Genomic DNA, 13,998 nt, shown 5'->3' on the forward strand with positions numbered 1-13,998 from the left:
GTGGCCCGGCCCCCGTACGGTGACGGGGGCCGGGCCACGGCCTTGCCTCGCGGCGGGTGCGACCGGCTCAGCAGCCGATCAGGCGGCTCGCCAGGTAGGACTCGATCTGGTCCAGCGAGACCCGCTCCTGCTTCATGGTGTCGCGCTCGCGCACGGTCACCGCGTTGTCCTCCAGGGTGTCGAAGTCGACGGTGACACAGAACGGCGTACCGATCTCGTCCTGGCGGCGGTAGCGGCGGCCGATGGCGCCCGCGTCGTCGAACTCGATGTTCCAGTGCTGGCGCAGCGCGGTGGCCAGCCCCTTCGCCTTCGGGGACAGCTCCGGGTTGCGGGACAGCGGCAGCACCGCGACCTTCACCGGGGCCAGCCGCGGGTCGAAGCGCATCACGACGCGCTTCTCGAGCTTGCCCTTGGCGTTGGGCGCCTCGTCCTCGACGTAGGCGTCGAGCATGAACGCCAGCATCGCCCGGCCGACACCGGCGGCCGGCTCGATGACGTAGGGGGTCCAGCGCTCGCCGGCCTCCTGGTCGAAGTAGCTCAGGTCCTGGCCCGACGCCTTGGAGTGCGCGCTCAGGTCGTAGTCCGTACGGTTGGCCACGCCCTCCAGCTCACCGAATTCCGAGCCGCCGAAGTTGAAGCGGTACTCGATGTCGGCGGTGCGCTTGGAGTAGTGCGACAGCTTCTCCTTGGGGTGCTCGTACCAGCGCATGTTCTCCTCGCGCATACCGAGGCCGCGGTACCAGTTCCAGCGCTGCTCCATCCAGTAGATCTGCCACTGCTCGTCCTCGCCGGGCTTGACGAAGAACTCCATCTCCATCTGCTCGAACTCGCGGGTGCGGAAGATGAAGTTGCCGGGCGTGATCTCGTTGCGGAACGACTTGCCCATCTGGGCGATGCCGAACGGCGGCTTGCGCCGCGAGGTCTGCTGCACGGAGGCGAAGTTGGTGAAGATGCCCTGAGCCGTCTCCGGGCGCAGGTACGCCACCGAGCCCGAGTCCTGAGTCGGGCCGAGGTGGGTGGAGAGCAGTCCGGAGAACTGCTTGGGCTCGGTGAAGGTGCCCTTGTTGCCGCAGTTGGGGCAGTTGAGGTCGTTCAGACCACCGGTCGGGAGGTGACCGTGCTTGGCCTCGTACGCCTCCTCCAGGTGGTCCGCGCGGTAGCGCTTGTGGCAGGAGGTGCACTCGGTCAGCGGGTCGGAGAAGGTGGCGACGTGACCGGACGCTTCCCACACCTCGGTGGCCAGGATGACGGAGGAGTCGATTCCGACCACGTCGTCGCGCGAGGTGACCATCGAGCGCCACCACTGGCGCTTGATGTTCTCCTTCAGCTCCACGCCCAGCGGACCGTAGTCCCAGGCGGCGCGCTGCCCCCCGTAAATCTCACTGCACGGGTAGACAAAGCCACGGCGCTTGCTGAGGCTGACGATAGTGTCGATCTTGTCGGCGGCCACGGTGCTCTCTTCAGGACGACGATGGAGTGGCCCCAGATTACCGGCGTACGAGGGCCCATCAGCAAATCGTGATGGCCGGATCACGGGCGGGTATCCGGGGTATCGGGAGGTACCGGTCACATACCCTCCCGAACGTTTGACAATGGTTTCCATCCCACTTGAAAATGGCTGTCATGAGCAGACGACGCCGCCCCCGGATATCCCCCGCCCGCACCCTCGCCGCCGGTGCGGCGGCCCTGGGGATGCTGGCCCTGACCGCCTGCGGATCCGACTCCGACGGCGGAGGTGGCGGCGGCAGCGCGGACGGCACGCTGGACGTCGTGGCGTCGTTCTACCCGATGGAATTCCTGGCCGAGCGGATCGGCGGCGAGCACGTCTCGGTCAGCACGCTCACCAAGCCCGGCGTCGAGCCGCACGACCTCGACCTCTCCCCCAAGGAGACCGCCCGGCTGACCGAGGCCGACGTGATCGTCTACCTCAAGGGCCTCCAGCCTGCCGTCGACGAGGCCATCGCCCAGTCCGGCGTGACCCACATCGCCGAGGCCACCTCGTACACCTCCCTGGAGACCCACGGCACGGACGAGGACCACGCCCACGACGAGGACCACGACGACCACGACCACGCGGACGACGACGGCCACGGTCACGACCACGGCGCCGAGGACCCGCACATCTGGCTCGACCCCGTGAAGTACGCCGAGGTCGCCCAGGGCGTCGGTACGGCGCTGGCCGAGGCCGACCCGGACAACGCCGCCGACTACGAGGCCAACACCGAGGCGCTGGTCGCGGACCTGACCACCCTCGACGAGGAGTTCACCGCCGGCCTCGCCGACACCGACACCAGGACCTTCATCACCACCCACGCCGCCTTCGGCTACCTCGCCGAGCGCTACGGGCTGCACGAGGAGGCCATCGCCGGCCTCGACCCCGAGTCGGAGCCCAGCGCGGCCCGGCTGCGCGACCTGCACGAGGTCGCCCAGCAGGAGAACGTCTCCACCGTCTTCTTCGAGACCCTCGCCAGCGACGCCACCGCGCGCACCCTCGCGGACGACCTCGGCCTGGCCACCGCCGTCCTGGACCCGCTGGAGGGAATCACCGACCGGTCCGCCGGCGCTGACTACCTGGAGGTCATGCGCGCCAATCTGGAAGCGCTGCGCCAGGCCCTGGGCGCCACCTCCTAGACGACCGAGAGGACGAGACCCGGATGGAATCCGACTCCGCCATACCGCTGACCCTGCGCGACGTGCACGCCGAGCTGGGCGGTCGCCCCGTACTGCGCGGCGTCGACCTGACCGTGGGGCGCGGCGAGGTGGTGGCCCTGCTCGGCGCGAACGGCTCGGGCAAGTCCACCGCGGTACGGGCGGCGGTCGGCCAGGTGCCGGTCAGCGGCGGCGAGCTGGCGCTGTTCGGCACGCCGGTGCGCCGCTTCCGCGACTGGCGGCGGGTGGGGTACGTGCCGCAGCGTTCGACGGCGGCCGGCGGGGTGCCCGCGACCGTACGGGAAGTGGTGTCCGCCGGCCGCCTGGCGCGGCGCCGGCTGCGGCCCCTGGGACGCGCGGACCGGGCGGCCGTGGAGCGGGCGCTGGAGCTGGTGGGGCTGGCGGACCGGGCGCGGGACCCGGTGGAGTCGCTCTCCGGCGGCCAGCACCAGCGGGTGCTGATCGCGCGGGCGCTGGCCGGTGAGCCGGAACTGCTGATCATGGACGAGCCGCTGGCCGGGGTGGATCTGGCCAGCCAGCGGATCCTGGCGGACACGCTGCGCAGCCAGCTGGCACAGGGGGTGTCCACCCTGGTGGTGCTGCACGAGCTGGGCCCGCTGGAGCCCCTGATCACCCGCTCGGTGTCGCTGTCGGCGGGCCTGGTGGAGGCCACGAACGCCTGCCACCCCCACGAGCTGGAGACGGGAATCCTGTGATGCTGGAACTCCTCGACTACGCCTTCATGCAGCGCGCCCTGCTGGCCGCGCTGCTGATCGGGGTGGCCGCGCCCGCGGTGGGGATCTTCCTCGTGCAGCGCAGGCAGGCCCTGATGGGCGACGGCATCGGCCATGTGGCGCTGACCGGGGTGGCGCTGGGGTTCCTGCTCCAGACCAACCCGGTGTGGATGGCGGTGCTGGTCTCCTCGGTCGGCGCGGTGGCCATGGAGCTGCTGCGCTCCTCGGGCCGGGCGCGCGGGGACATCGCGCTGGCTATGCTGTTCTACGGCGGCATGGCGGGCGGTGTGATGATCATCAACCTGGCGCCCGGTGGCTCGACCGCCAACCTGACCAGCTACCTCTGGGGCTCGATCACCACCGTCTCCCCGCAGGACATCAGGGCCATCTGCGTCCTGTCGGGGTTCATCCTGCTGATCACCTTCACGCTGCGCCGGCAGCTGTTCGCGGTCTGCCAGGACGAGGAGTTCGCCCGCGTCACCGGCCTGCCGGTGCGCGCCCTGAACCTGCTGCTGGCGGTGACCGCGGCGGCCACGGTGACGGTCGCGATGCGGGTGGTGGGACTGCTGCTGGTGAGCGCGCTGATGGTCATCCCGGTGGTGACCGCCCAGGCGGTCACCCGGGGCTTCGCTGCGACCCTGGGCCTGTCGATGGCGCTGGGCGTGCTGGTCTCGATCTCGGGGACGGTGACCTCGTACCACGCGGACGTGCCCCCCGGCGCGACGATCGTCCTGATCGCGCTCGGCCTGTTCGCGGTGGTGTCACTGCTCGCCCTGCCGCTGGCCAGACACCGTGCCCGGCGCTCCGCCCAGCCGTCACCGGCCGGCGAGAAGGCGCTGGCGGCCTCGCCGTAGCGGAGCCGCTACCCTTGGGGCGCACACAGGGACGCGGCAGCATCAGCAGGGAGCAGTGGTAGACGTGGACACGCCAGGACCGCCGGTCCGTGGCCGGTCGACCCGCCAGCGCGCGGCGGTGGCGGCGGCACTGGCCGAGGTGGACGAGTTCCGCAGCGCGCAGGAACTGCACGACATGCTCAAACACCGCGGCGACTCGGTCGGCCTGACCACCGTCTACCGGACCCTCCAGTCACTGGCGGACGCCGGCGAGGTCGACGTCCTGCGCACCAGCGACGGCGAGGCCGTCTACCGCCGGTGCAGCACCGACGACCACCATCACCACCTGGTGTGCCGGCTGTGCGGCAAGGCCGTCGAGGTGGAGGGCCCGGCCGTGGAGAAATGGGCCGAAGCGGTCGCCCGCGACCACGGCTTCACGGACGTCGGCCACACGGTGGAGATCTTCGGCACCTGCGACGAGTGCACGGCGGCACGAGCGAACGGCAAGCACTCCTGACCACCCTGTGAGTCCTCCTTGAGGTGACACCGGTATGGCGGCAGCCCCGGAAGTCTTCGTGAACTACCGCACGGGCGACGAGGAGATGGCCGCGACCCTCATTCAGGGGGAACTGGCTCGCCGTTTCGGGGCCGATCATGTCTTCTTCGCCAGCAGGTCCATCGCCCCCGGCGAGGACTACACCCACCGCATCGAGGACGCCCTGCGCCGCTGCCGGATCGTCCTGGCCGTGATCGGTCCCCGATGGGCGCAGGCGTCCGGGGAAGCCGCGTCGCGGTCCTCGGAGCGGCGGCACGACTGGGCGGTTCACGAGATCCTGCGGGCCCGGGAGTACGACATTCCGGTCCTGCCGGTACTGATCGGCAGGGAGACCCCCCGGCTGCGCCGTTCCGACCTGCCCCGGGAGCTCGGGTTCCTGACCGACCGGCAGTACATGCGCTTCGATCACCGCAACGCGCTGATCGATCTGGAACGCATAGCGGACGAGGTCCTGCACTGCGCACCCGCTCTGAGCACCGCGGAACGGGACCCTCGCCCACCGGCGCACTCCGGGTCCGGCGGGCAGGGCGGCGGGAACTGCTACCACTTCCACGGTGATATGCGCGGCGCACACCTCCACTTCTGGTCACGCTGAACGAGACCGAGGGCCGGCGTCGCCGGGCCTTCGCGCCCGATGAGGGTCCTGACGACTGACACTCCGGGCGCGTACCCTGAGTGCCCTTGATTCCGGGGGAGGTCGGGGCAGCGTGGCGGGGAGTCTGTTCGTGGGGCCGCAGGGGGCGGCCGACCGGTACCGGCTGGTGCGGTCCATCGGGCGGGGCGGCGAGGCGGTGCTGTATCTCGCCGAGATCGAGCTGTCCGGCGGCACCGAGCCCGTGGTCGTCAAGGTGCTGGACATGCGCCGCACCGTCCCCCAGCAGCGGTTCGCGCAGATCAGCGCCAAGTGGAACGAGCAGGCCGAGCTGCTGCGGTTCGCGCACCGGGTGGGGGTGGTCGGCGTCAGGGAGCACTTCGAGGGACCGCCGCCGCATCCGGCGGGGCGGGCGGAGGAGACCAGCGGGCGGACCCTGTGCCTGGTGATGAACCACGTCGACGGTCTCGATCTGCGGGACTGGCGCGAGGAGTTGACCCCGCACCTGGAGTGGCCGGCCGAGCGGCGCGCCGTCCTGCGCGTCCTGGAACAGCTCGCCGAGGTGCTCGACTGGCTGCACTCGGGCGCCGCCACCCCCTCCGGCCGGACCGTCATCCACGGGGATCTGTCGCCGGGCAATGTGATGGTGAACGCCGACGGGCAGGCGACGCTGGTGGACTTCGGGCTGAGCAAGCTCGCCACCGAGCATCAGACCACCGAGCCGTGGCTGACCCCCGGGTTCGCGGCGCCCGAGGTGTACGAGGGCCGGCGCTCGCCGGCGGCCGACCGGTACGCCTTCGGGGCGCTGGCGTACTTCCTGCTCAGCGCGCAGTCCCCGCCCGCTACCGCCGAGGAGCTGCGGGACGCGTTCGGGGCGCTGCCACGGCTGGCTGCGTTGCCACGGGAGCGGCTGGACCGGCTTCTCACCCTGTTCGCGCCGCGCCCGGAGCGCCGGCCGCCCACGCTGACCGAGTGGGTGCGGGAGGTGCGCCGGGTCGCGCTGCGGACCAGCGGCGCGGCAGCGGTCTCCGCCTCCGTACTGCCGCCGCCCCCGCCCTCGCAGCCCCCGGCGGCCGGCCCGCGCCGCAGGACGGTGCGCGAGCCGCTGCTGGCGGCGGCGGCCGTGACGGCGATCGCGCTGGGCGGGGTGGGCGGCTATCTGCTGGGCGGCGGGAGCGGGGACGGCGCCGGGTCGGGCGCCGGAGCGGGGCCGGTCGCCACGGTCACCGAGACCGTCACCGAGACGGTCGGCGAGGGCGACGCCGATCTCGGCCTGGGTGAGATCGGGGACGAGGGCGAGGGCGGCGAGGCGCCGCCCGTCAGCCTGCTGGTCGACCTCGAACCGGTGGAGATGCCCTACGGGATCATGCGGGAGCCCGCGCACATCAACGGCACCGAGTACGAGGACTCCCTCACCTTCAGCAGCTGCATCCTGGAGGGCCCCGTCTCCTACAACCTGGGCCGCTCCTGGACCTCCCTGGAGTTCACCGCAGGGCTCCACGACGCGTCCGTGGAGGAGTCGGTGCGGTTCACCGTGCGCGCCGACGGCGAGCCGCTGGTGAGCGAGACCGTGACGCTGGGCGGCGCCGACTCCTACGCCCTCGATGTGACGGACGTCCTGCGCCTGGAGATCGAGGCGCTCCCCGAGTCGTACTGTTCGGACTGGGTCTTCGCCGTCGGCGACCCGGTCCTCAGCCGCTGACCTCGCGCTGTGCCGCCGCCTGCGCCTCCTGGGCCAGCAGCACCTCGTTGGGCAGCGCCCCGCCGAAGCGGCGGTCGCGCGACGCGTACTCCACGCACGCCGCCCACAGCGCGCGCCGGTCGAAGTCGGGCCACAGGATGTCCTGGAACACCATCTCCGCGTAAGCGCTCTGCCAGATCAGGTAGTTGGAGGTGCGCTGCTCGCCCGAGGGGCGCACGAACAGGTCCACGTCCGGCATGTCGGCGTGGTACATGTACCGCGCCACCGTCTTCTCGGTGACCTTCTGCGGGTCGAGCCGGCCCGAGGCCACGTCCTGCGCCAGCCGGGCCGCCGCGTCCGCGATCTCCGCCCGGCCGCCGTAGTTGACGCACATGTACAGCGTCATGGCGTCGTTGTCGCGGGTCCGCTCCTCCGCCGCCTTGAGCTTGGTCACCACCGACTTCCACAGCCGCGGCTCGCGCCCGGCCCACCGGATGCGCACGCCCAGCGCGTGGAGTTCCTCGGTGCGGCGGTCGATCACGTCGCGGTTGAAGGCCATCAGGAAGCGGATCTCCTCGGGGGAGCGCTTCCAGTTCTCGGTGGAGAAGGCGTACAGGGAGAGGTTCTTGACGCCCAGCTCCAGGCAGCCCTTGACGACGTCGAGGACGACGGATTCGCCGATCTTGTGGCCCTCGGTGCGCGGCAGTCCGCGGTCCTTCGCCCATCGGCCGTTGCCGTCCATGACGATCGCCACGTGCTGCGGGATCAGCTCGCCCGGCAGTTTCGGCGGCTGGGCGCCGGAGGGGTGGGGATCGGGCGTCCGGTACTCACGGTGCTGCCGGGACAGAAACCGGCGCTGGACGGCGGCCATAGGGGACTCTCCACGGTTCGAATGCTCTGCCGCTGAGGGTAACCCGTTCAGCCCTTCTCCACGAATCTCAACGAACGCAGCCCACGCTCCAGATGCCAGTGCAGATACGCGGACACCAGCCCGCTGCCCTCCCGTACGTGCCGGCTCTCGGCCGCCTCCGCCGCCGGCCAGTCACCGGTCAGCAGCGCGCCGAGCAGCCGCAGCGCCTCGGGCGAGGGAACGACGCTGCCGGGGACCCGGCAGTCGCCGCATATCACCCCGCCCGCCGCGATCGAGAAGAATCGGTTCGGCCCCGGCAGCCCGCACTTCGCGCAGTCCTCGAAACTCGGCGCGTACCCGCCCATCGCCAGCGACCGCAGCAAGAACGCGTCCAGCACGAGGCCCGGCGCCCGCTCCCCATTCGCCAGGGTACGCAGGCCGCCGACGAGCAGCAGATACTGCTGGACGTTCGGCTCCCCCTCGTGGTCGGTGAAGCGTTCCGCCGTCTCCAGCATGGCCGTGCCGGCGGTGTAGCGGCCGTACTCGCTCACGATGTGCCGGCCGTAGGGGGCGATGGTCTCGGCCTGGGTGCACAGCGGCAGCCCGCGGCCGATCAGCTCGCTGCCGCGCGCGAAGAACTGCACGTCGACGTGCGAGAACGGCTCCAGGCGCGCCCCGAACTTCGACTTCGTCCGCCGCACCCCGCGCGCCACCGCCCGTACCCGCCCGTGACCGCGGGTGAGGAGGGTGATGATCCGGTCCGCCTCTCCCAGCTTCTGGGTACGCAGCACGATGCCGTCGTCGCGGAACAGACTCATGCCGTCATTCTGCCGGACGGGGGGCGGACCCCCTCGCCCGCCGGGAGGCCGCCGGCGGGCGGGTGCCGGAATGCGCTGCACTCCCTTGTATTACCTTTCCGCACCTTGCGAGGTAAGGTGAGGGAAGTCAAGGGAGCGTGAGGGAAGAGAGGCCAGGCGGATGCCGCAGCGCTACTACTCGGTGGATCAGGTCGCCGACCTGCTCGGGCTGCATGTGCGCACCGTGCGCGGCTATGTACGGGACGGGCGGCTGAGGGCGAGCCGGGTGGGTCGGCAGTACCGGATCACCGGCGAGGATCTCGCGGCGTTCACCGGTGCCCCGGCCCCCTCGGCGGCCACCGTGGCGGGCCCGGGCGCACGCCGCCAGGCAGAGGTGTCCGGCATCGTACGGATCGACGCCATCACCCCGGCGGAGGCCAACCGGGTCTCCAACACCGTGCTGGCCGCGATCCACAACCGGCGGGGCGCCCCGCTCCGTGTGGAGAGCGTCTACGACGAGGAGCGGGCCGTCCTCAAGGTGATCGTCCTGGGGGATCTGGCCGACACCGCCGAGTTGCTGAGGATCATCCACGCCCTGACCGACGACGAGGACCACGAAAGCGCAGGGGACCCGCGATGACGACCGACACCGACCCGGCGGCCAACAGCGTCCAGCAGCTCTCCGGCACCCAGGTTCTGGTCTGCCCGGCGGACGGCCCGCCCGTGCGGGACGAGCGGGCCGCCACCGATCTGATCGGCGAGGGCTGGTATCTCGGCGCGACCTGGGTGGCGCTCCCGGCCACCCGCCTGGGCGAGGACTTCTTCCGGCTGAGCACCCGCGTCGCGGGCGACATCGTCCAGAAGTTCGCCACCTACCGCCTCGGCCTGGCGGTCATCGGCGACATCTCCCGCCAGGTGGAGGGGAGTACGCCGCTGCGCGACTTCGTCCGCGAGAGCAACCGGGGCGGCCAGCTGTGGTTCCTGCCCGACCTGGCCGCGCTGCGCACCCGACTCGCCGAGCAGGCCCGCGCGGGCGGGTGACGACCCCCCGCCCGCCCGCGCAGGCTGCCGTACGGGGCACCGTCAGGCAGTGAACCCGCCGTCCACGTGCACCGCGGTCCCGGTGAGGTAGCCGCCGTCCGGCCCCGCCAGATGGGCCACGGTGGCGGCGACCTCGGCCGGCTCGGCGAACCGGCCCAGCGCCGTGAAGCCGGCGAAGGTCTCGGCGCCGGGCCCGTCGGCCGGGTTCGCCTCCGTGTCGGTGGGCCCGGGATGCACCAGGGTGACCGCTATACCGCGCGGCCCGAGGTCACGCGCCAGGCCCTTCGTCATGCCGGTCAGCGCCGACTTGCTCAGCGCGTACAGCGCCATGCCGGGGAACGGAGCCCGCTCGGCCACATTGCTGCCGATGCTGATGACGCGCCCACCGGATGACATGTGCCGGGCCGCCGCCCGCGCGGCGATCAGCGGGGCGCGGACGTTCACCGCCAGCGTGTGGTCGATCTGCTTCTCCTCCAGGGCGTCGAAAGCCCCGAAGGCGAAGACCGCCGCGTTGTTCACGAGAATGTCCAGCCGCCCGAACGCGGCGGCCACCGCGTCCACGGCCGCCGTGAGCGCCGCCGGGTCCGCGCTGTCCGCCGCCAGGGCGAGCCCGCGCCGCCCGGACCCCGCCCGCTCGATCCCCCGCACCACACCGGCGGCACGGTCGGCGCCGGTCACGTACGTCACGGCGACATCCGCCCCCTCGGCCGCCAGCCGGAGCGCGATCGCCGCGCCGATCCCCCGGCTGCCGCCGGTCACCAGGGCCACTCTTCCCTCAAGTCCGTTCATGGCCCCAGCCTTGCCGCCCGGGCGTTCCGGGGCTGGCGGGGACGCGACATCGCGTCCGCCCGTCAGTCGATGATCGCGGTGGCCTCCACCTCCACCAGATGCTCGGGGACGTCCAGCGCCGCGACGCCCAGCACCGAGATGGGCGGCGCCGGGGTGACCCCCAGCTTCTCGGCCGCCCGCGCCACGCCCTCCAGGAACGGCTCCAGCTTGTCCGGCGTCAGGTCCACGACGTAGACGGTCAGCTTCGCCACATCCTCGAAGGACGCCCCCGCCGCGGCCAGCGCCGTGCCCACATTGAGGTAGCAGCGCTCGACCTGGGCCACGAAATCGCCCTCCCCCACCGGGGCACCCGTCTCGTCCCAGGAGACCTGCCCGGAGACGAAGACCATCTTCGAGCCGGTGGCGACCGACACCTGCCGGTAGCCATCGATCTTCGGCAGACCGTCCGGGTTCAGCAGTGTCACAGCCATGATCTTTCCTCTCCTCCGCATTCCTGCAACCGCTCTCTTGCGGTTACTCAGGAACCATAGGAGAGTGAACCCTGAACTGGAAGAACGCACTTTTTGGTGACGGAGGAACCTCATGGTGACCCAGCAGTTCAGCGGCCTGCCCGACGAAGCGAATCTGCGCCGCGCCGACTCCCTCGCCCGCGAGATCTTCTCGGACGTCGCCAACAAATGGGCCCTGCTCATCATCGAGTCCCTGGGCGAGCGCACCCTGCGCTTCAGCGAACTGCGCGCGGAGGTCGAGGGCATCAGCCACAAGATGCTCACCCAGAACCTGCGCATGCTGGAACGCAACGGCCTGGTCGAGCGCGAGGTGCACCCCACGGTGCCCCCGCGCGTCGACTACACGCTCACCCCGCCGGGCCGGGCCCTGCGCGAGACCGTCGATGTGATGTGCGAGTGGACCACCCGCCACCTCGGCCACATCGAGGAGTCCCGGCTCCGCTTCGCCGAGCGGACGGCCCCGTAACAGACCCCGTAACGGACCCCGTAACGGACCCCGTAACGGAACCGGTGCGGGCCGTAACGGCGGGGCCTCAGCCCATGGTCTTCTGGCCGTCCATCGACTCCCTGATGATGTCCGCGTGCCCCGCGTGCTGCGCCGTCTCCGCGATGATGTGCAGCAGCGTCCGGCGCGCCGACCAGTGCGCGCCCTCCTCGAACCAGGGCGCCCTCGGCAGCGGATGCGAGACGCCCAGGTCCGGAAGCGTGGCCACGATCTCGTCGGTACGGGCGGCCACCGCCGCGTACTCCTCCAGCAGCCCCTCCAGCGTCTCCCCCGGCTGCACCACGGACCGGGCGGCCCACTGCTCCTGCTCCTCCGGCGTCATCGCGGTGAAGTCACCGATCGCCGAGGGACCTTCCAGGATGAAGTCCGTCCAGCCCCGTTCCCCGGCCGTCACATGCTTGATCAGCCCGCCCAGACACAGCTCGCTGACCGTCGTGCGCAGCCGGATCTGCTCCTCGTTCAGGCCGCGCACGGTGAACCGGAGGAAGCCCCGGTGCAGCCGCAGCGACTCCAGCAGGTCCGCGCGCTCATCGCCGGCGACGCCCGTGGACGCGGTGGTGGCCATGGTCATGGTGGTTCTCCTCGACGTGCTGTCCGTTCCTGCCCGACACCCACCACGCTAGGAACCACAGCGGTCACTTCCTGACCTGAAGCGGCCGGAGAATGGCCGCATGGCCAACACCAGCTCCCGGACCCTGCGCCTGCTCTCCCTCCTCCAGACCCACCGCCACTGGCCCGGCACCGAACTGGCCGGGCGGCTCGGGGTCTCCGTCCGCACCCTGCGCCGCGACATCGACCGGCTGCGCGAACTCGGCTACCCGGTCGAGGCCCAGCGCGGCACCGAGGGCGGCTACCAGCTGGCCGCCGGCGCCGCGCTGCCGCCCCTGGTGGTCGACGACGAGGAGGCCGTCGCCCTGGTAGTGGGTCTCCAGGCCGCCGCGCAGGGCCCGGTGGAGGGCATCGCGGAGACCTCGCTGCGGGTGCTGGCCAAGGTCGTCCAGGTGATGCCGACCCGGCTGCGGCACCGGGTGGACGCCCTGCACCAGGTGACCGTCCCGGGGCCCGGCTGGGGCGACTCGGCCGCCCGGCCGACGGTGGACCCGGATCTGCTCACCGGCGTCGCCATGGCCTGCCGCGACAGCGAACGGCTGCGCTTCGCGTACACCTCGGCGGCCGGCGAGCGCACCGAACGGCATCTGGAACCGCACCGTCTGGTGATGCTCGGCCGCCGCTGGTACCTCGTGGGCTACGACCTCACCCGGCACGACTGGCGCAGCTTCCGCCTGGACCGCGTCGCGGGCGCGGCGGAGCGCACCGGCGACCGGTTCCGCCCCCGCGAGCTGCCCGCCGCCGACGCCGCCGCCTTCGTCCGCGCGGGCATCGACACCTGGCCGGCCCCGCACCGGGTGGAGGCCCTGGTGGCGGCCCCGGCCGCCGGCGTCCGCGCCCGTATCGGGCAGTGGGCCACGGTCGAGGAGACGGCGGACGCCGGCCGCTGCCGGGTGGTGATGACGACCGACTCCCTGGACTGGCCGCTGGTGGCCCTGGGCATGACCGGCGCGGAGTTCGAGGTCGTGGAGCCGCCCGCGCTGCGCGAGCGGCTGCACGACTGGGGCACCCGCTTCACCCGCGCCGCCGCGGGGTGAGGGCTCAGAAAGCGGGCGGGGCGGTCCGTACGGTGACGAGCACCCCGCGCTCCCGGCCGCCGTCCGGCTCCTCCCAGGACGCCTCGACCTCACCGACCTCACGGACCGCGCCGGCATCGCCGGCCGGCGCACCGGAGCCCGGCCCGGCTCCCGGGCTCAGCACCCGGCGCACCCGCAGCGCGCTGCCGTCCGCCGCCGTCAGCTCCGTACGGTCCCGGTGGTCGGTGACCACGGCGGAACCGAAGTCGGCGGCCAGCGGGCCGGTGCCCCGGTACGCGCGGACGACGTCGTCGTCGGGGGTGTGGCTGACGCTCTGCGCCTGGGCCCGGACCCGGCCCTCGATCAGGGCGGGCACCTGCGCGGCGAACACCGGGTCGTGGCAGGCGTCGTACACCCACCGCCGCCCGAGCACCCCGTGTTCCAGGGTGCCCACCAGGGCGTGCTCCGCGCCGTCCAGCGGGGCCCCTCGGTAGGTCAGCGGCGCCAGGTAGACGACGGGTTCGGCCCCGGAGGTGTCGCGCACGATGACGAACTCGACGCCGACCTCACCGGCCGGATCGTCCAGCCGGAACCCGCCGGCCCTGATCAGCCGCGGCACCCCGTCACCGCCCCGGTACCACGGCCGGGACGGCAGCCAGGCGGCGAGCAGTTCGGGCTTGGTCGGGGTGAGGGTGGTGTGGTGGATGACAGCCATGCCGCACACCCTCTCATCTGCGCCCCGTGCCGGAGCAGGAGCGGACGGAAGCGCGGGAGGGGTGAGGGGTGGGCATCGCGCCACCCGGTGCCGGGCGGCCCCGGCAGCCGCGGTCCGCGCCG

The 13,998-nt window shown here is 72.0% G+C and carries 17 protein-coding genes; 10 read left to right on the plus strand and 7 right to left on the minus strand.

Annotated features, from left to right (window positions below):
* Positions 1–67: 67 nt before the first annotated feature.
* A complete protein-coding gene (locus ACTFAP_RS07540; protein WP_390116409.1) occupies positions 68–1,450 on the minus strand; it encodes a glycine--tRNA ligase in 1,383 nt (460 codons plus the stop codon).
* 173 nt (positions 1,451–1,623) lie between these two features.
* Here ACTFAP_RS07540 and ACTFAP_RS07545 point away from each other — a divergent pair, with 173 nt between their 5' ends.
* The 6 genes from ACTFAP_RS07545 (at position 1,624) to ACTFAP_RS07570 (ending at position 7,066) form a co-directional block, all read left to right on the plus strand.
* Positions 1,624–2,631, plus strand: a complete 1,008-nt coding sequence (locus ACTFAP_RS07545; RefSeq protein ID WP_500468564.1) for a metal ABC transporter substrate-binding protein — start codon at positions 1,624–1,626, stop codon at positions 2,629–2,631.
* Between the two features lie 23 nt (positions 2,632–2,654).
* On the plus strand, positions 2,655–3,365 hold the full coding sequence (locus tag ACTFAP_RS07550; protein WP_390116405.1) for a metal ABC transporter ATP-binding protein: 711 nt from the start codon (positions 2,655–2,657) through the stop codon (positions 3,363–3,365).
* Positions 3,365–4,237, plus strand: a complete 873-nt coding sequence (locus tag ACTFAP_RS07555) for a metal ABC transporter permease (protein WP_500469428.1) — start codon at positions 3,365–3,367, stop codon at positions 4,235–4,237. The genes ACTFAP_RS07550 and ACTFAP_RS07555 overlap by 1 nt, the downstream gene beginning before the upstream one ends.
* Before the next feature lie 64 nt (positions 4,238–4,301).
* Positions 4,302–4,733 (plus strand): Fur family transcriptional regulator, encoded by a 432-nt coding sequence (locus ACTFAP_RS07560; protein ID WP_376046218.1) that lies wholly within the window; start codon positions 4,302–4,304, stop codon positions 4,731–4,733.
* A 34-nt stretch (positions 4,734–4,767) separates the two neighbouring features.
* Positions 4,768–5,367 (plus strand): toll/interleukin-1 receptor domain-containing protein, encoded by a 600-nt coding sequence (locus ACTFAP_RS07565; RefSeq protein WP_500468565.1) that lies wholly within the window; start codon positions 4,768–4,770, stop codon positions 5,365–5,367.
* Positions 5,368–5,479: 112 nt separating this feature from the next.
* A complete protein-coding gene (locus ACTFAP_RS07570; RefSeq protein ID WP_500468566.1) occupies positions 5,480–7,066 on the plus strand; it encodes a protein kinase domain-containing protein in 1,587 nt (528 codons plus the stop codon).
* Here the strand turns inward: ACTFAP_RS07570 and ACTFAP_RS07575 are convergent.
* The gene (locus ACTFAP_RS07575) at positions 7,056–7,916 is read right to left on the minus strand and encodes an isoprenyl transferase (RefSeq protein ID WP_495683957.1); all 861 of its coding nucleotides are present in this window, start codon (positions 7,914–7,916) and stop codon (positions 7,056–7,058) included. The two genes, ACTFAP_RS07570 and ACTFAP_RS07575, sit on opposite strands and share 11 nt — an antisense overlap.
* Before the next feature lie 47 nt (positions 7,917–7,963).
* The gene (recO, locus tag ACTFAP_RS07580; RefSeq protein ID WP_390116397.1) at positions 7,964–8,713 is read right to left on the minus strand and encodes a DNA repair protein RecO; all 750 of its coding nucleotides are present in this window, start codon (positions 8,711–8,713) and stop codon (positions 7,964–7,966) included.
* A gap of 160 nt (positions 8,714–8,873) precedes the next feature.
* Here recO and ACTFAP_RS07585 point away from each other — a divergent pair, with 160 nt between their 5' ends.
* Positions 8,874–9,332 (plus strand): helix-turn-helix domain-containing protein, encoded by a 459-nt coding sequence (locus ACTFAP_RS07585; protein WP_500468567.1) that lies wholly within the window; start codon positions 8,874–8,876, stop codon positions 9,330–9,332.
* Positions 9,329–9,733 (plus strand): DUF4180 domain-containing protein, encoded by a 405-nt coding sequence (locus ACTFAP_RS07590; protein WP_495683959.1) that lies wholly within the window; start codon positions 9,329–9,331, stop codon positions 9,731–9,733. The genes ACTFAP_RS07585 and ACTFAP_RS07590 overlap by 4 nt, the downstream gene beginning before the upstream one ends.
* A gap of 42 nt (positions 9,734–9,775) precedes the next feature.
* On the opposite strand, the gene ACTFAP_RS07595 is transcribed toward ACTFAP_RS07590, so the two are convergent.
* Together ACTFAP_RS07595 and ACTFAP_RS07600 are read right to left on the minus strand one after the other, a co-directional pair.
* Entirely contained in the window at positions 9,776–10,522 is a 747-nt protein-coding gene (locus ACTFAP_RS07595; protein ID WP_500468568.1) for an SDR family NAD(P)-dependent oxidoreductase, read from the minus strand.
* A gap of 62 nt (positions 10,523–10,584) precedes the next feature.
* A complete protein-coding gene (locus ACTFAP_RS07600; RefSeq protein WP_495683961.1) occupies positions 10,585–10,992 on the minus strand; it encodes a Rid family hydrolase in 408 nt (135 codons plus the stop codon).
* A gap of 112 nt (positions 10,993–11,104) precedes the next feature.
* Between ACTFAP_RS07600 and ACTFAP_RS07605 the strand changes: the two genes are divergently transcribed.
* On the plus strand, positions 11,105–11,497 hold the full coding sequence (locus tag ACTFAP_RS07605) for a winged helix-turn-helix transcriptional regulator (RefSeq protein WP_495683962.1): 393 nt from the start codon (positions 11,105–11,107) through the stop codon (positions 11,495–11,497).
* A gap of 67 nt (positions 11,498–11,564) precedes the next feature.
* Here the strand turns inward: ACTFAP_RS07605 and ACTFAP_RS07610 are convergent, their stop codons facing one another.
* Positions 11,565–12,101, minus strand: coding sequence for a mycothiol transferase (locus ACTFAP_RS07610; protein WP_495684913.1), 537 nt, complete (start codon positions 12,099–12,101; stop codon positions 11,565–11,567).
* Between the two features lie 106 nt (positions 12,102–12,207).
* On the opposite strand from ACTFAP_RS07610, the gene ACTFAP_RS07615 reads away from it, so the two are divergent.
* On the plus strand, positions 12,208–13,182 hold the full coding sequence (locus ACTFAP_RS07615; protein WP_500468569.1) for a helix-turn-helix transcriptional regulator: 975 nt from the start codon (positions 12,208–12,210) through the stop codon (positions 13,180–13,182).
* A gap of 4 nt (positions 13,183–13,186) precedes the next feature.
* Here the strand turns inward: ACTFAP_RS07615 and ACTFAP_RS07620 are convergent, their stop codons facing one another.
* Complete coding sequence (locus ACTFAP_RS07620; RefSeq protein ID WP_500468570.1) at positions 13,187–13,876, minus strand: maltokinase N-terminal cap-like domain-containing protein; 690 nt, start codon at positions 13,874–13,876, stop codon at positions 13,187–13,189.
* Between the last annotated feature and the right edge of the window lie 122 nt (positions 13,877–13,998).

It is taken from the genome of Streptomyces sp. PH9007, from assembly GCF_059813725.1.